General features: G+C 67.0%; 16 protein-coding genes. 5 read left to right on the top strand and 11 right to left on the bottom strand.

Annotated elements, in window-relative coordinates:
• Positions 1-5 precede the first annotated feature (5 nt).
• Positions 6-1,079, bottom strand: a complete 1,074-nt coding sequence (locus ASC63_RS06160; protein ID WP_082487302.1) for an NAD(P)-binding domain-containing protein — start codon at positions 1,077-1,079, stop codon at positions 6-8.
• Positions 1,080-1,227: 148 nt separating this feature from the next.
• On the opposite strand from ASC63_RS06160, the gene ASC63_RS06155 reads away from it, so the two are divergent.
• Positions 1,228-1,443 carry a DUF3073 domain-containing protein gene (locus ASC63_RS06155; RefSeq protein WP_055810846.1) on the top strand — a complete coding sequence of 72 codons (216 nt, stop codon included), beginning with the start codon at positions 1,228-1,230 and terminating at the stop codon, positions 1,441-1,443.
• Positions 1,444-1,561: 118 nt separating this feature from the next.
• On the opposite strand, the gene ASC63_RS06150 is transcribed toward ASC63_RS06155, so the two are convergent.
• Positions 1,562-2,716: an epoxide hydrolase family protein gene (locus ASC63_RS06150; protein WP_055810844.1), complete on the bottom strand. Its 1,155-nt coding sequence runs from the start codon at positions 2,714-2,716 to the stop codon at positions 1,562-1,564.
• Positions 2,717-2,777: 61 nt separating this feature from the next.
• Between ASC63_RS06150 and ASC63_RS06145 the strand changes: the two genes are divergently transcribed.
• Positions 2,778-3,872 (top strand): helix-turn-helix transcriptional regulator, encoded by a 1,095-nt coding sequence (locus ASC63_RS06145; RefSeq protein ID WP_055815032.1) that lies wholly within the window; start codon positions 2,778-2,780, stop codon positions 3,870-3,872.
• Here the strand turns inward: ASC63_RS06145 and ASC63_RS06140 are convergent.
• Both ASC63_RS06140 and ASC63_RS06135 read right to left on the bottom strand, forming a co-directional pair.
• Positions 3,780-4,697: an NAD(P)-dependent oxidoreductase gene (locus ASC63_RS06140; RefSeq protein ID WP_055810842.1), complete on the bottom strand. Its 918-nt coding sequence runs from the start codon at positions 4,695-4,697 to the stop codon at positions 3,780-3,782. The two genes, ASC63_RS06145 and ASC63_RS06140, sit on opposite strands and share 93 nt — an antisense overlap.
• A complete protein-coding gene (locus ASC63_RS06135; protein WP_055810840.1) occupies positions 4,694-5,371 on the bottom strand; it encodes a FadR/GntR family transcriptional regulator in 678 nt (225 codons plus the stop codon). The genes ASC63_RS06140 and ASC63_RS06135 overlap by 4 nt, the downstream gene beginning before the upstream one ends.
• 133 nt (positions 5,372-5,504) lie before the next feature.
• Between ASC63_RS06135 and ASC63_RS06130 the strand changes: the two genes are divergently transcribed.
• Positions 5,505-6,353, top strand: a complete 849-nt coding sequence (locus ASC63_RS06130; protein ID WP_055810838.1) for a fumarylacetoacetate hydrolase family protein — start codon at positions 5,505-5,507, stop codon at positions 6,351-6,353.
• Between the two features lie 10 nt (positions 6,354-6,363).
• Positions 6,364-7,113 (top strand): SDR family NAD(P)-dependent oxidoreductase, encoded by a 750-nt coding sequence (locus ASC63_RS06125; protein ID WP_055810836.1) that lies wholly within the window; start codon positions 6,364-6,366, stop codon positions 7,111-7,113.
• A 14-nt stretch (positions 7,114-7,127) separates the two neighbouring features.
• Here the strand turns inward: ASC63_RS06125 and ASC63_RS06120 are convergent, their stop codons facing one another.
• From ASC63_RS06120 to purM, 6 genes are all read right to left on the bottom strand, one after another.
• The gene (locus ASC63_RS06120) at positions 7,128-7,745 is read right to left on the bottom strand and encodes a response regulator transcription factor (protein ID WP_055810835.1); all 618 of its coding nucleotides are present in this window, start codon (positions 7,743-7,745) and stop codon (positions 7,128-7,130) included.
• Positions 7,742-8,974: a sensor histidine kinase gene (locus tag ASC63_RS06115; protein ID WP_055810832.1), complete on the bottom strand. Its 1,233-nt coding sequence runs from the start codon at positions 8,972-8,974 to the stop codon at positions 7,742-7,744. Before ASC63_RS06115 ends, ASC63_RS06120 begins: the two co-directional genes overlap by 4 nt.
• 64 nt (positions 8,975-9,038) lie before the next feature.
• On the bottom strand, positions 9,039-9,782 hold the full coding sequence (locus tag ASC63_RS06110) for an ABC transporter permease (protein ID WP_055810831.1): 744 nt from the start codon (positions 9,780-9,782) through the stop codon (positions 9,039-9,041).
• Positions 9,779-10,699, bottom strand: a complete 921-nt coding sequence (locus tag ASC63_RS06105; RefSeq protein WP_055810829.1) for an ABC transporter ATP-binding protein — start codon at positions 10,697-10,699, stop codon at positions 9,779-9,781. The genes ASC63_RS06110 and ASC63_RS06105 overlap by 4 nt, the downstream gene beginning before the upstream one ends.
• Before the next feature lie 177 nt (positions 10,700-10,876).
• Positions 10,877-11,455: an MOSC domain-containing protein gene (locus tag ASC63_RS06100; protein WP_055810827.1), complete on the bottom strand. Its 579-nt coding sequence runs from the start codon at positions 11,453-11,455 to the stop codon at positions 10,877-10,879.
• Positions 11,456-11,507: 52 nt separating this feature from the next.
• On the bottom strand, positions 11,508-12,617 hold the full coding sequence (purM, locus tag ASC63_RS06095) for a phosphoribosylformylglycinamidine cyclo-ligase (RefSeq protein WP_055810824.1): 1,110 nt from the start codon (positions 12,615-12,617) through the stop codon (positions 11,508-11,510).
• A 76-nt stretch (positions 12,618-12,693) separates the two neighbouring features.
• On the opposite strand from purM, the gene ASC63_RS06090 reads away from it, so the two are divergent.
• Positions 12,694-13,746, top strand: a complete 1,053-nt coding sequence (locus tag ASC63_RS06090; protein WP_055810822.1) for an alpha/beta hydrolase — start codon at positions 12,694-12,696, stop codon at positions 13,744-13,746.
• A gap of 116 nt (positions 13,747-13,862) precedes the next feature.
• On the opposite strand, the gene purF is transcribed toward ASC63_RS06090, so the two are convergent.
• Complete coding sequence (purF, locus tag ASC63_RS06085) at positions 13,863-15,491, bottom strand: amidophosphoribosyltransferase (protein ID WP_082487299.1); 1,629 nt, start codon at positions 15,489-15,491, stop codon at positions 13,863-13,865.
• Positions 15,492-15,504: the final 13 nt, after the last annotated feature.

Raw genomic sequence — 15,504 nt, 5'->3', positions numbered from 1 at the left:
GCGGGTTAGAGTTGCGCCATGATTTGGCGCGCCACCATGCGGCCGGCGCGGTTCGCGCCGATCGTGGACGCCTGGGGGCCGTAGCCGGCCAGGAAGATTCGGGGATCCTGCCACGCCGCCCCCGACTCCACCGTGAGTCCGCCCGCCTTCTCGCGCAGCTTCAGCGGTGCCAGATGTCGCAGTTCCGGGCGGAATCCGGTGGCCCAGACGATGGCATCCGCCTCGAAGAAGGACCCATCGGGCCAACGCACGCCACCCTCCTCGATCGACGTGAACATGGGCCGCTCCACAAGCACCCCGCGCTCCACGCCCGCCGCGTTACGTCTGGTGAGCGGAACACCGGTGCCGCTCACGATGCTGGGCAGGGCGCGACCGGCGCGCGCCGCAGCATCCTGCATCGCCACGGCGGCCACGCCACCCTCGATGCTCAGCTCGCTCTCGTGGCGAAAGTCCACGGGCCGGCGCGTTGCCCAGACGAGCTCGGACGCCACGCCTTCCAGCTCGAGCAGAAACCCGATGGCGGATGTTCCACCACCGACGACCACGACCCGCTGCCCCCGAAATTGCAGCGCCGAGACGTAGCCGCTGGTGTGTACATGCCGACCGCGGAATGTGTCGATGCCCGGGTAATAGGGAACGAACGGCGCGCCCCAGGTGCCGGTGGCGTTCACGAGCGCGCGCGTGGTCGTCTCGCCCGAACTGTGGGCCACCACGAGGTCGGCGCCACGGTTGAACACGTGGCTCACCTCGATGGGCCTGCGCACCTGCAGCCCGAAATGATCCTCGTAGCGCCTGTAGTAGTCGGCCACCACCTCGCGTGCCGGCAGCGAGCGATCCGCGGTCTCGAAGCTGAGGCCGAGTTCGCTCATGCCCGGCAGATCATTCACCCGGTGCGCACTGCCGAGCTTCAGCGCCTCCCAGCGGAATTGCCACGCGCCCCCGGCGTCGGGACCCCGGTCGTAGACGATGAAATCGACGCCAGGGGTGAGTTCGAATCGCCGCAGGTAGTACGCGACAGCGAGGCCCGCCTGGCCCGCGCCCACAATGACCACCTGGGTGTTCATCTCGCTCGGGCTCACGCCTCATCCCATCATGTTCGGGTGCACGGGCGCACCAAGGTTACTCGGGTCCCACATGCTAAACTAGCGGTTAGATTTCTGTAGTTCCCTGTTCGGAATCCCGGGTCGCTCATCGCCTACCCGGCCTGGCATCGTAAGGGGGTCACGCATGGGGCGCGGCCGTCAAAAAGCAAAGCACACGAAGATCGCACGCGAGTTGAAGTCTTTCAGCCCAGACGTGAACTACGGCGCGCTCGAACGCGAGCTCACCGGGCACGATCACGTCGACGATCAGTATGCCCAGTGGGCCGATTACGAGCCTGATTCTCCGAGCGACGACTACGCAGAAGAACTCGAGTCGCACGACGAGCCCAAGCGCGCCTGAACCCTTCGGTCTGCTACTCCTCGTCTCTTTTCGCTGAGAAAGTCCGTTGGCGGCGAGAGTCGCCCTTGTGGCGGGCGACCTCGTCGCGAACGGACTCTCTCGTCGCGGCTGGGCTCGTTCAGGCTGCGCGAAGGGTTGCGAAGAATGCGCGGATGTCGCCAGCGACGGCATCCGGTCGCTCGATGGCTGCGAAGTGGCCACCATCGGGGAATTCGCTCCAGTGCACGATGTTGCTGTTGTCCCGCTCAGCGAGGCTACGGATCGACGTGAAGTCGTCGGCGAAGACCGCGACTCCCGTGGGAGCCGCGTTGATGGCCGGCTCGGCGCCGGCGTGCGCCTCCTCGTAGTGGTAGCGACCGGCGGTTGCCTGCGTGTTCGTGAACCAGTACAGGGTTACCTGGGCGAGAATCTGGTCACGGGTGACCAGACTGGTGCCGTTGCCGAAGGAGTTGAAGAGTTCGCTCCAGGCGAGCTGGCCGACCGGGGAATCTGCGATCCCCACCGCGACCGTCTGCGGGCGCGAGGCGTTGATGGCGTTATAGCCGCCCACCGATTGGAACCACCGCATGTGCTCGAGCGCCGCATAGTCCTTCGGCTCGAGCTTCTCGAACTCGGCCGGATCGCCGGACGGGAATGAGAACAGCTGCAGCACGTGCATGCCGAGATACCCGGCGGGGTTCATGAGCCCGAGTTCCCGCGAGATCATGGCACCGGCGTCGCTTCCGTGCGAGCCATAGCTCTCGTAGCCGAGTCGGCGCATGAGGGCGTCAAGGATGTGCGCCGCCCGCGCCATCGTCCAGCCCGCACCGACAAGCGGCGTGCTGAATCCGAAACCCGGGATCGAGGGAACGACCACCGAGAAGGCATCCTCGGCCCTGCCGCCGTGCGCGACCGGATCGGTCAGCGGGCCGATCATGTCGAGAAAGTCGGCGAAGCTGCCGGGGTAGCTGTGCACGAGCAGCAATGGCGTCGATGTCTTCTCGGCCGACGGAACGTGGATGAAGTGCACCGTCTGACCTTCGATCTCGGTCAGGTAGTGCGGGAACGCATTCATGCGTGCCTCCTGCGCCCTCCAATCGAAGCCGTCCTTCCAGTACTCGACGGTTTCGGCGAGGTAGCCGTTCGGGGTGCCGTAGTCCCAGTTCTCTTCCGGCGTCACCCGGGGAAGGCGGGTGCGGGCGAGGCGTTCGTTGAGATCGTCGAGCTCGCCCTGGGCGATGTCGACACGGAAGGGGCGGATGTCTGTCGAGCCGGTGCTCTGCGTGTTTGTCATGACTTCACGATAGAAGCGATATAGGAACGTTTGATTCCTAATGTGCGAGAATCTTTTCATCATGCTCGATACGTCCGCGCGCCTGCTCGCCCTGCTCTCGCTTCTGCAATCCCGACCGGCCTGGCCCGGTTCCCAACTGGCCGATCGGCTCGGCGTGAGCCCGCGCACGATTCGCAACGACATCGATCGGCTGCGCACGCTCGGGTACCCCGTCGACGCCACGCGTGGCTCGGCCGGCTACTACACGCTCGGCGCTGGAGCCACGCTTCCGCCGTTGCTCCTCGACGATGAAGAAGCGGTGGCCGTGGCGATCGGGTTGCGTACCGGAACCGGTGTCAGCGGCATCCGGGAAAGCAGCGCGCGGGCACTGGCCAAGCTGGAACAGGTACTGCCGCACCGCCTGCGTCGACAGGTGGCGGCAATCCACGATGCGACATCAGAAGCACCGGAGAATAACGGCAGCAACGTCGACGATCCCGAAGTGGATGCCGCGACACTCGCCCAGATAGCAACGGCGATCCGGGACCGCGAGTGGTTTCGCTTCGAGTACCGGGCCACGGAAAGCACGCCGACACCGTGGGAATCCGTACCCATCGCATCCGAGCTGATCGAGGGCAGGGAGCACCTCATCGAGCCGTACCGGCTCGTGAACTGGCTGCGGCGCTGGTATCTGGTCGGCAGGGATGTCAACTCGGGCGCCTGGTCGACCTTCCGCGTCGATTGGACAAAGCCGCGTATGCGCACGCATCGCGGCTTCGATGCCGTGCCACTGCCCGGCGGCGACTATACGAGCTTCGTGCTTCGCGACGTCGCCTCCACGGGGTGGAAGGTGCACGCCCGCATCACCGTCTTCGCGCCGGCTGAGGAGGTGCTGCGTCGCATCAATGCCACGGTCGGCGTGGTGGAATCCATCAATGAGAACAGCTGCGTGCTGGTGACCGGTGCCGACAGCTTCGAGATCATCGCCGTCTATATCGGCATGCTCGGGCTCGACTTCCGCGTCACCGAGCCGCGCGAACTCGTGAGGCATCTCGCGGTACTCAGCGAACGCTATGCGCGAGCGTCAGCTGCGCACGACGACGTTCCTGGGCTGCTCGCCCGCGAGCAACAGCGCGATCTGCTCGCGCACCAGTCGATCCATTCGGCGGCTCATTGACGCCACATCGCCGCCGACGTGCGGGCTGATGAGCGCCCCCGGCAGTTTCCAGAGCGGATGCCCCGCGGGCAGCGGTTCGGGATCGGTCACGTCGACCGCCGCCCGCACCCGCCGACTCGCCACCGCTCGCGTGAGCGCATCCGTATCGACCACCGGGCCTCGCGCAACGTTGACCAGGAGCGCGTCATGCTTCATGGCGCCGAGAAACGCGTCGTCGACAAGTCCCCGGGTGGAATCGTTCAGCGGCACCGCGAGCACCACGATGTCCGCCGTGGGCAGGAGGGCCTCGAGCTCGCTCCAGCCGTGCACCTCACCGAACTCGTCCCGGCGCGCGGTTCGCGCGACGCGCACGAGGTCCACGTCGAAGGGCTCCAGCCGCTGCGCCGTCTGGCGGCCGACGCCGCCCACGCCGAGCAGCAGCACCCGCTGCATCGCCAGGCCGGGGTAGCGCGCATGAGCCCAGGCCCCGCCATCCGCTGCGTGCACGAAGTCGGGAATGCCGCGTTGCGCGGCAAGGATGAGGGCGAGCACGAGCTCTGCCGTTGCTGCCTCGTGCACCTCGACGGCATTGCAGTAGATGTGGCCGGGAGGAAGGTTGTCTGCGACGCCGTCGAATCCGAGCATCTGGCCCTGCACGACGGTGGCGGCCTGCCCGGCAAGACCGGCGAGGGCGCGTGCGGGAATCATGTACGGCAGCACGAGAAGGTCGAAGCGGTCGTCGACGGGATCGGAACCGAGCGCCCACACCGTCGATTCGACACCCGCGGGCAACGGGCCCAGCCGTTTGAGCATGGCGGCGTCGGGCACAGCAACCAGCAGGCTCATGCCTCGACCGCCGCTCGCAGCCACGACTCGATGCCGCCGATGTGCACCACGAGTGCGGCACGCGTCATCTCAACGTCGTGCTCGCGCAGCGCCTTGAGAATCGACGCATGCTCCGACAGGGTGCGGCCGACGGACTCATTCTGGGTGATGCCGCGCCAGATGCGCGCCCGCGTCGTGGAGCCCGACATACTGTCGAGCAGGCTCGAGAGGTAGGCATTGCCGCTCGCGTTCGAGATGATCCGGTGAAATTCGAGATCGTGCGCGACCATGCGATCCACATCGGTCGATTCGTCAACGGATGCGAGCGATGCGGCGAGTGCATCGAGCTCCGAATCGCTGATGAGCCGGGCGGCCACCCCTGCGGCGTGCGGCTCGAGCACGCGCCGCACCTCGAAGATCTCAAGCACCGAACGATCACGGTGCAGATCCACCACGAACGACATGGCTTCGAGCAGTTGGCGCGGTTCCAGACTGGTGACGAAGGTGCCGTCGCCGCGACGCACATCAAGCACATGGATGAATTCAAGCGATTTGACCGCCTCGCGCAACGAGTTACGGGAGACGCCGAGGCGCTCGCTGAGCTCCTTCTCGGGCGGAAGCCGGTCACCCGGCTTGAGTTCACCCGCCACGATCATGGCCTTGATCGTGGAGATAGCTTCTTCCGTGACTGCCATGCGGTGATCCTAGTTGACCCGCAGTCATCCCACCAATATGGCCAGTTGCGGTGACTTCCACGGTCAACTACGGTAATACGCAGAATAGACATCCCATGTCTGTCGAGAATTGCTATCGAAGAGGAATGCGCGCATGAAGATTGCCCGACTCGGTGATGTCGGTAACGAGACCCCGGTTCTGATCGACGGGGAGCGATACCTCGACGTGAGGGGCATCGTGAACGAGATCGACGGCGACGCTCTCGCATCCGGTGCTCTCGCACGAATTCGCGACGCAGCGGATGCCGGCACCCTGCCCGAGCTGCCGGGCGCCTCCACCATGCGCATCGGCTCCCCCGTCGCCCGACCGAGCGCGATCGTGTGCATCGGCATGAACTACGCCGCGCACGCCGCCGAGTCCGGATCGCTGCCCCCGGAGATCCCGATCATGTTTCTCAAGACGCCGAACACCGTCGGCGGCCCGAACGATGACGTCGACATTCCGCGCAAGAGCCTCAAAACCGACTGGGAGGTGGAGCTCGGCGTCGTCATCGGCAAGCGGGCGCTCTACCTGGACTCGCCTGCTGACGCGGCACAGCACATCGCCGGCTATCTCGTGGCCAACGACCTTTCGGAACGCGAGTTTCAGCTCGAGCTCTCGGGAGGCCAGTGGTCCAAGGGAAAGTCATCGCCCGGCTTCAGCCCACTCGGACCGTGGCTGGTCACGCCCGACGAGGTAGACGCGGGCAACCTGCGTCTGCGCAGCTGGGTCAACGGTGAACCGCGCCAGGACTCGACGACCGCCGACCTGGTGTTCGGCATCGACCACATCATCTGGCACCTCAGCCAGTTTCTCGCGCTCGAGCCCGGCGACGTCGTGCTCACCGGCACGCCCGAGGGGGTCGCGCTCTCGGGCCGCTTCCCGTACCTGAAGGCCGGAGACGTCGTCGAGATCGAGATCGAAGGGCTCGGCCGCCAGCGCCAGCTCTTCCGTCAGGCATAAGGGGCACAGCATGGAATTCGACGGACTCACCGCGATAGTCACGGGCGGTGCCGCGGGCATCGGCGCCGCGGTCGTTGAGCGGCTGCTTGAGGGCGGCGCCAATGTTGCCGTCTTCGACCTGCGCATAGACGGCGCGAACCCGGCGGCATTCGCCGTCGAGGCGGATGTCGCGAACGACGCATCCGTGCGCGCGGGCGTCGAGGCCGTGGTCGAACGCTTCGGCGGCATCGACATCGTCGTGAACAACGCGGGCATCGGCGCACAGGGCAGCGTCGCCGACACGAGCGACGACGAGTGGATGCGCGTGCTCAACATTAACGTCGTCGGCATCGCTCGGGTCAGCCGTGCGGCGCTGCCGCATCTTCGCCGGTCGGCCTCCGCCGCGATAGTCAACACCTGCTCGATCGCCGCAACGGCGGGATTGCCGCTGCGCGCCGCGTACAGCGCCTCGAAGGGCGCCGTGCTGTCACTGACCAGGGCGATGGCGGCGGATCACCTCCGCGAGGGCATCCGGGTGAATTGCGTCAATCCCGGCACCGCTGACACGCCGTGGGTGGGGCGGCTGCTCGATTCGGCGGCAGACCCCGCCGCTGAACGCACCGCGCTTGCTGCGCGCCAGCCACACGGAAGACTCGTCGCCCCGCAGGAGATCGCCGAGGCCATCGCGTACCTGGCGAGCCCGCATAATCGGTCGACGACCGGCACGAGTCTCGCGGTGGACGGCGGCATGCAGGAGCTTCGGCTTCGCCCGGTCGAATAAGCGGGGGCTCGCGCTTAGAGCAGCCAGCCGTTCTCGGCGGCGATGGCCGCGGCATCCGAGCGGTTGCGCGCCCCGGTCTTGCCGATGGCGCTGGAGAGATGGTTGCGCACAGTGCCCTGCGAGAGGTGCAGTTCGCGCGCGATGTCGGTGATGGAGCCGCCGCGCCTCGCAACGAGCAGCGCCTCGGTCTCGCGCTGGGTCAGCGGTGAGCTTCCGGATGCCAGCGATTCGGCCGCCAGCGCCGGATCCACCACCCGCAGACCGGATGCGACGCGACGCACCGCATCCGCCAGCTGGCTCGACGGCGTGTCCTTCACGACGAAACCGCTCGCACCCGCCTCCATCGCGCGGCGCAGATAGCCGGGGCGCCCGAAGGTGGTCACGATCAGGGAGCGGCACTGCGGAGCATGCTCACGCAGGAGCGAGGCAACGCTCAGGCCATCGAGCCCCGGCATCTCCACGTCGAGCAGCGCCACCTGGGCGCCCGACTGCACGACGGCATCCAGCACCTCGTCGCCCCGCCCCACCTGAGCGACGACCTCGAGGTCGGCCTCCAGATCGAGCAGCGCCGCGAGGGCGCCCCGCACGAGGGCCTGGTCGTCGGCGAGCAGCAGCCGTATCGTCTCGCTCACGCGTTCGCCCGCTCGCCCGACCGGTCCACGGCGGCTTCGCCGGCCCGTTCGACCAGCAGTCGCGCGCCGCCGTGGGCGCTCGCACCCGTGCTCACCCGTGCGCCGGCGGCGGCCGCGCGCTCCAGCAGCCCCTGCAGACCGTTGCCGGCGCAATCCTCACCCTCCCAGGCACCTGAGCGCGTTGAGCCGGCGGGGGGAAGCCCGCGACCGTCATCCGAAACCTCCATCGTGCTGCGCGTCAACTCGACCCAGCAGTTCTTGGCTCCCGAATGCCGTATGACGTTGGTGACCCCCTCGCGCAGCACCCACCCGAAGACCTCGCGTAGATCGGGTGCCGCGGTCTCAGCGCTCTGCGGCAGGTGCGCCTGAATGTTGGCGGAGGCAAGCGAGGCTTGTGCCACGGCCAGTTCCGTGGAGAGGCTCAACTCGCGGTATCCGGTCACCGCGGAGCGCAGATCGGCAAGCGCCGCCCTCGTGAGCCGCTCGATGTCGGCGATCTCTTCTTCGGCCCGGGCCGGGTCGAGCGTGACGAGCCGGCGGGCCAGTTCGGACTTCACCGTCACCACGGTGAGCGAATGGCCGAGAATGTCGTGCATGTCGCGGGAGAAGCGGGCCCGCTCCTCCACAACGGCCAACCGAGCCATCTCGCCCTGCGCCTGCTTGAGTTCGCGCAGGCTTTTGATCTGCACGTTGATGCCGTACATCATCGCCGCAACGGAGAAGATGATCGGCGCGGCGATGAAGGTCGAGTCGATGAAGTCGGTGACGAAACCGTAAAGCAGCGGCACGGCAACGAGAACGGCTATCACCGTGACCACGACCGGGAATTCCTCGCAGAGGGTCGTCGCGACCGCCCCCACCAGAATCCACAGCCAGAACGTGTCCGCGCCGAGCAGGGGGAAGAACAGCAGGGTGTATGCCCAGTACAGGCCGACGACCGTGAGGCGGATGCTGCGGCGCTCGCCCCAGTTCATCGGCGGGAGCAGCAGAAATCCCGCGTAGAACGGCACGAGCAAGACGGTCGCGAGCAGCTGCTGGCTCAGGGTGGTCATGGAGGTCCAGATGCTGATCACCATGATCACCTGATAGATCAGGCCGAAGCACGCCCCGAAGTACCAGCCGCGAGCGTTGCGGTTGCGCGCGCTGGCCCACGCGCGCGACCACCACGACCGCCAGGGGGCGGTGCGTGGTGTCGTGCTCGATTGCGGGTGCCTGGCGATCGCATCCATGTCGTTCACTGTATCGCCGGGCGGGGGGGCGTCGCCGTCTGCGACGCCCCACCGGTCGGCCGTGTCAGCTGCGTGCGGCATCGCGCTTGTACCGCCAGACGATGAATACGGAAAGCACAACGGTCCAGGCCAGCAGCACCAGTAGGGGCTCCAGGATGTCGCCGCCCAGGCTCGCACCCATCTGGCCCAGTCTGTTCAGCCAGTACGACGGAACCACCTGCGCCACATTCGACACCCAGTCCGGCATGATCTGCAACGGAATCCACAGCCCACCGACTATCGCCATGCCGAAGAAAACGACCGTGAAGAGCGGCTGCGCGAACTGCGGTTTGGCGAACTGGCCTATCAGCACGGCGATGAGGGCGAACGGAATGACGCCGCCCCAGAGCCCCAGCGCTGCCATTGCCCAGCCTGCGAACGAGAGGTTCGCGCCGAGCACAAGAACCGAAACCGTGATGAGCAGCACTATCGACACGAGCGAGACCGCGAGCGCCGAGACGATCTTCGACACCATGTAGCCGAATCCGCTCAGGGGCGTGATGCGCAGCTGCCGGTTCCAGCCGAGCGAGCGCTCGGTGACGATGTTGAAGGCCTGCCCGAGCGCGGCCATCATGCCGCCGTAACCGGCCATCTGAATTGTCGTCACGACCACCCAGGGCAGCCCCGTGGTCTTGTCCATGGCGCCGCCGGAGCCGTACGCGCTGCCGAAGATCAAGAGCATCACGAGGGGAATGGCGAAGGTGAAGATGAGGCCGCGCGCGTTGCGCAACTGCCGGGCAGATTCGAGGCCGATATAAGCGATACTCATGCTTCTACTCCCATACGTGATGCTTCGGTGAGGGCGAGAAACGCGTCGTCCATGTTGTGTGCGGTGACCTCGATGTCGTGAATGTCGTCGTGAGCGGCGAGCAGGAGCCGCAGCGTGGCATCCGACTGGTCGCTGACTATCGTGAGCTGCTCGCCGCGGTGTTCGACGCTCGTGACGCCGGGCAGCTGGGCGAGCTCGGCCTCGACGACGGGGCTCCACGCGAAGTCGAAGCTGGCGCGGATGCGACGGCCCGAGACCACCGCCTTCACCTCGTTGGGCGTGCCGTCGGCCACCACGCGGCCGGCGCTGAGCATCACGATGCGGTCGGCGTAGGTGTCGGCCTCGTCGAGGTAGTGCGTGGCGAAGACCACGGTGCGGCCCTCGGAGGTGAACTCCTGCATCGACTGCCAGAAGACGCGACGTGCCTCCACATCCATCGCGGCGGTGGGCTCGTCCAGAATGAGCAGATCGGGGTTGGAGACGACGGCGACCGCGAAGCGTGCCCGCTGCATCTGCCCGCCCGAGAGCTTGCTCACCCGCTGCTTCGCTATCTCGCTGCAGCGGGCTCGTTCGAGCGCCTCCTCGACGCTGAGCGGATGCCTGTGCACGCTCGCGACGAGCGCGACGGCCTGCGAGACGGTCATCTCGGGTAGTAGCGCGCCGCCCTGCAGCATCGCACCGACGCGGCCCGACTGGATGGCCTCGCGCGGGTCGGCGCCGAAGAGGCGGGCCTCGCCCGCGGTGGGCCGGGCCAGGCCGAGGGCCAGGTCGATGGTGGTCGACTTGCCGGCGCCGTTGGGGCCGAGCAGCGCCACGACCTCACCCGCCTTGATGGTCAGGTCGACGCCGTCGACCGCGGTGAGTTGGCCGAAGTTCTTCTTCAGCCCTGAGAGTTGGATGACAGCTGTTTGATTCACACTCTTATCGTGCCGAGACGCAGGCCCGCGTGCGGATGCCGTGCGTCAGCATCCTGCCGTGACATTTGTCACCGGCGCGAGCTGCGCACACCGCGTTTACCCCAGAGCGGAAGTTTTGCGACAGACCGGAAGCATCCTTCGATTCTTCCGGTCTGTCGCAAAACTTCCGGTCGAGCGTCACACGCGGTCGAGCGGGATACGCGGGCCGTCAGGCAGTTCGACGACGACCGTGTCGCCCGCCCGCACCCGACCGCCCTGCAGCACGATGCCCATGACGCCAGCCTTGCGCACGACGGCACCGGCGTCGTCGACCCCGACCATCTCATTGAGCAGCCGCGGCTGAAAATCATTGATCTGCGAGCAGGGGTTGCGCAGGCCGGTGACCTCCACGGTTGCCTCCGTGCCGAGGTGCAGGATGCTGCCGCGCGGCAACTCCAGAAGGTTCAGCCCCCGGGTTGTCACGTTCTCACCCATCTGCCCCGGCAGCACCTCGAACCCCTTGGTACGCACCTCGTCGAAGACCTCGGCCTGAATAAGGTGCACCTGCCGCAGATTGGGCTGGCTCGGATCCCTGGCCACGCGGGAACGGTGCTGCACGGTCGCCCCGTAATGCGCATCTCCCTGCACCCCGAGCCCGGCCACCAGGACTATCTCGTCGACGACGGGCTTGCTGAAGCCATGACGGTCGTCGCGACTGACGGAAATGACCGCCGGCGCACCATTTCGCACCGAGTCGTCCGTTGCGGAAGAAGTCATGGAACAAGTGTGCCAGTCGTGTGGGCCCGGTCGGGCCGGTGCGGAAGAGAACTCAGGCGGCGTAGCTGCCGACCAGACGCACGGCGCCCCCGTCGACGCCCTTGGCACCCTGTTCGAAGCCGGCAAGATCGCGCGCCGAGGTCGAGACGACTCCGGCCTGCCAGGCCGGGATACCGTCGAGCGCGAGGCGCGCTGTCACGGCGGGCGCGGCATCCGCGGCGACAACGGCGAACATGCCGACGCCGAGGTTCCAGGTGCCCTCGGAGCTCTCGAGCGTGGTGCCGGCCATGTCGCTGAGCGCGCGGAAAACCGGCAGCGGCGACCACGTGGAGCGCTCCACCTCGACCCAGGAACCGAGCGGCAGCACCCGGGCGAGGTTTGCCGCGATACCCCCGCCTGTCACGTGCGAGAGCGAATGCACGGATGCGTTCAGCGCGGCATCCGCAAGCACGTTCAGCAGCGGTGTCGTGTACAGCCGCGTCGGTTCGAGCAGCGCCTCGCCGACGAGTCCGCCGAGCTCGGCCGAGGTGTCGGTGAAGCCGATTCCGCGGGCGGCCAGGATGTGTCGCACAAGCGAATATCCGTTGGAATGCAAACCCGAGGATGCCAGCGCGAGCACCACATCGCCGTCACGCACACGATCGGCGCCGAGCACGGCATCCGCCTCGACGGCGCCGACGGCCGCGCCGGCGACGTCGTAGTCGTCGGGACCGAGCAGGCCGGGGTGTTCGGCGGTCTCGCCGCCGACCAGCGCCGTGCCGGTGGCGGCACAGGCGCGCGCGATGCCCTCCACGATGGCGGCGATGCGCTCGGGTACGACCTTGCCGCAGGCGATGTAGTCAGTCATGAACAGCGGCTTCGCGCCCACCACCACGATGTCGTCGACGACCATGCCCACCAGATCTTGCCCGATCGTGTCGTGCTTGTCGATGGCCTGCGCGATGGCCACCTTGGTGCCGACGCCGTCGGTGGAGGTGGCCAGCAGCGGCTTGTCGAAGGACTTGAGGGCGGATGCGTCGAACAACCCGGCGAATCCGCCGACGCCGCCGCGCACCTCAGGCCCGTGTGTGCGGGAGACCGCGGCCTTCATGAGTTCGACGGCCAGGTCGCCGGCGGCCGTGTCGACGCCGGCCTCGCGGTAAGAAGAGCTGCTCTCGGTCACTGCTCCAGAGTACCGGGCCAACTGCCGCACCGTCGCGAGCCATCTTCTGCCACACTGGTGTCGACTGGGGGTAGACATGGCCGTTGCACGACCGCCTCGCTGGGGCAACGCATTCACCGTCTCGCGACGCACGGGCCGCAGAATCCGCATCGTGATCACGGTTGTGGCGGTCTGTATCGCCATTTCGCTGGTCACGGGAGCGACCCCGTGGCCATCCGCTCTTCTTATTCGCTCGGTGTTCGAGGCCGGCGGCAAGGCGACCCAGGAGGAGATGGAGCCGTACGTTCCCGACACCAAGCTCACCACGCACAGCGATGTGAGCTACGGCACGGATGGCGCAGACACCACGTTGGATGCGTACACGCCCGCCTCCGCGACCACACCACTGCCCACCATCGTGTGGATCCACGGCGGCGCCTGGATCTCCGGCTCCAAGGAGAACGTCGACCCGTATCTGCGCATTCTCGCCTCGCACAATTACACGACGATCGGCGTCAACTACACGGTGGGGCCCAATGCCACCTACCCCACCGCGGTGAACCAGCTCAACGAGGCGCTGCGCTACATCAACGAGCATGCCGACGAACTGAACGTCGACCCCACGCAGATCGTGCTCGCGGGCGACTCGGCCGGGGCGCAGCTGGCCAGCCAGCTGGCCACACTCACGGTCAACCCCGACTACGCCAATCTGCTGGGAATCACGCCCGCGCTGACGAGCTCGCAGCTCGCCGGCACGATCCTCAACTGCGGCGTCTACAACATGGACAACATGGCCGCTCTGACCGGCATCGTGGGCTGGGGATTCAAGATCTCGCTGTGGGGCTACACGGGCACCAAGAACTGGTCGGAGACCTACGCCGGCAACACCATGTCGACCATGAACTTCGTCACCAAGGACTTTCCGCCCACGTTTATCAGCGGCGGCAACGGCGACGGGCTCACCTGGCTGCAGTCCGTGCCGATGAGCCACGCGCTGCAGCAGGCGGGGGTCGACGTCACCGAGCTCTTCTGGCCGGCCGACCACGAGCCGTCGCTGCCGCACGAGTATCAGTTCCACCTGAAGAAGTTCGAGGATGCACACACCGCGCTGAACGAGACGGTCACCTTCCTGCAGCAGCACACGCATTAGCGAGAAAGTTACGCCGGTTGAGGAGGGCCCGACGAAGGAGCGCCCGTCTCGAAACCAGCGTGGCGCGGGCTGGTTTCGAGACGCTCCTTCGTCGCTCCTCAACCAGCAGAGTCGCGCTACTCCTGGCGGCCGGGGTCTCCGAGCGGCAGCAGGCCCGATTGGGCGAAGGCGCGCTCGCGCATCGTGGTCGCGTCGAGCACCGGCTCGAGCTCGGCATCGGGGCCCGGGTCGCGGCCACCGGCCTGGGCGCCGAGCGCGGCGTCCGATCCGGCAGCAGCATCCGCCGGGTCGCGCTCGAGCAGATTCTTGCCCATGAGGTGGGCATCCGGCAGCGGAATCGGGTATTTGCCCGTGAAGCAGGCCGTGCACAACTCTGAGCGCGGCTGTTCGGTCGAGGCGATCATGCCGTCTTCGGAGAGGTAACCGAGTGAGTCCGCGCCGATCGCCTGACGCACCTCGTCGACGCCGAGGCCGGTGGCGATGAGCTCGGCGCGCGAGGCGAAGTCGATGCCGTAGAAGCACGGCCAGGTGATGGGCGGGCTCGAGATGCGCACGTGCACCTCGGCGGCGCCGGCCTCGCGCAGCATCGACACGAGCGCGCGCTGGGTGTTGCCGCGCACGATCGAGTCGTCCACCACGATGAGACGCTTGCCCTTGATGACCTCTTTGAGGGGGTTCAGCTTGAGCTTGATGCCGCGTTGACGGATGGTCTGCGACGGCTGGATGAAGGTGCGGCCGACGTACGAGTTCTTAACGAGCCCCTGACCGAACGGGATGCCCGACGCTTGCGCGTAACCGATGGCCGCGGGGGTACCGGATTCCGGGGTCGGGATGACCAGGTCGGCCTCCACCGGGTGCTCGGCGGCCAGCTGCCGCCCCATCTCGACGCGAGCCTCGTGCACGCCACGGCCGGCGATGGTGGTGTCGGGCCGGGCCAGATAGACGTACTCGAACACGCATCCGGCGCGCTTCTCCTCGGCGAAACGCTGCGAACGCAGGCCGTTCTCGTCGATGGCGATGAATTCGCCGGGCTCCACCTCACGCACGAAGGATGCGCCGACGATGTCGAGCGCCGCGGTCTCGGATGCGACGACCCACCCTCGCTCGAGCCGCCCCAGCACCAGCGGGCGCACCCCCTGCGGGTCACGCGCCGCATACAGCGTGGTCTCGTCCATGAACACGAGGCAGTACGCACCGCGCAGGCGCGGCAGCACCTCCATGGCGGTGGCCTCGAGCGTGTGGTCGAGGTCGCCGGTGAGCAGCGCCGTCACCACGGCGGTGTCTGTCGTGTTGCCGCGCGAGAGCTCGCCGTCGAGCGCGGGGTAGCGCTCGTGAACGAGGCGCAGCAGTTCGTGCGTGTTGGTGAGGTTGCCGTTGTGCCCCAGGGCAACGGTGCCGCTGGCGGTGCGGCCGAGCGTGGGCTGGGCGTTCTGCCAGCTGGATGACCCCGTCGTCGAATACCGCGCGTGACCGACGGCAATGTGGCCCACCAGCGTGTTGAGCGCGTTCTCGTTGAAGACCTGCGAGACGAGGCCCATGTCTTTGTAGATGAGAATCTTCGTGCCGTCGCTCGTGGCGATGCCCGCCGACTCCTGGCCGCGATGCTGCAGCGCATACAGCCCGAAATAGCTGAGCTTGGCCACCTCCTCGCCGGGAGCCCACACGCCGAAGACTCCGCAGGCGTCCTGCGGACTCTTCTCCCCGGGCAGAAGATCGTGACTGAGAAGACCGTCGCCACCGGCCAAACCGGGTACCCCT

The sequence above is a fragment of the Leifsonia sp. Root112D2 genome, from assembly GCF_001424905.1.
Lineage (GTDB): Bacteria > Actinomycetota > Actinomycetes > Actinomycetales > Microbacteriaceae > Root112D2.
Note: the sequence above shows the minus strand (reverse complement) of the source record. Positions and strands in the feature narration are given on the sequence as shown.

Excerpts from the sequence above, each read along its gene's own strand:
- ASC63_RS06155 (WP_055810846.1), top strand. The coding sequence starts at position 1,228 with ATGGGGCGCGGCCGTCAAAAAGCAAAGCACACGAAGATCGCACGCGAG.
- ASC63_RS06150 (WP_055810844.1), bottom strand. The coding sequence starts at position 2,716 with ATGACAAACACGCAGAGCACCGGCTCGACAGACATCCGCCCCTTCCGT.
- ASC63_RS06145 (WP_055815032.1), top strand. The coding sequence starts at position 2,778 with ATGCTCGATACGTCCGCGCGCCTGCTCGCCCTGCTCTCGCTTCTGCAA.
- ASC63_RS06140 (WP_055810842.1), bottom strand. The coding sequence starts at position 4,697 with ATGAGCCTGCTGGTTGCTGTGCCCGACGCCGCCATGCTCAAACGGCTG.
- ASC63_RS06135 (WP_055810840.1), bottom strand. The coding sequence starts at position 5,371 with ATGGCAGTCACGGAAGAAGCTATCTCCACGATCAAGGCCATGATCGTG.
- ASC63_RS06130 (WP_055810838.1), top strand. The coding sequence starts at position 5,505 with ATGAAGATTGCCCGACTCGGTGATGTCGGTAACGAGACCCCGGTTCTG.
- ASC63_RS06125 (WP_055810836.1), top strand. The coding sequence starts at position 6,364 with ATGGAATTCGACGGACTCACCGCGATAGTCACGGGCGGTGCCGCGGGC.
- ASC63_RS06115 (WP_055810832.1), bottom strand. The coding sequence starts at position 8,974 with ATGGATGCGATCGCCAGGCACCCGCAATCGAGCACGACACCACGCACC.
- ASC63_RS06110 (WP_055810831.1), bottom strand. The coding sequence starts at position 9,782 with ATGAGTATCGCTTATATCGGCCTCGAATCTGCCCGGCAGTTGCGCAAC.
- ASC63_RS06100 (WP_055810827.1), bottom strand. The coding sequence starts at position 11,455 with ATGACTTCTTCCGCAACGGACGACTCGGTGCGAAATGGTGCGCCGGCG.
- ASC63_RS06090 (WP_055810822.1), top strand. The coding sequence starts at position 12,694 with ATGGCCGTTGCACGACCGCCTCGCTGGGGCAACGCATTCACCGTCTCG.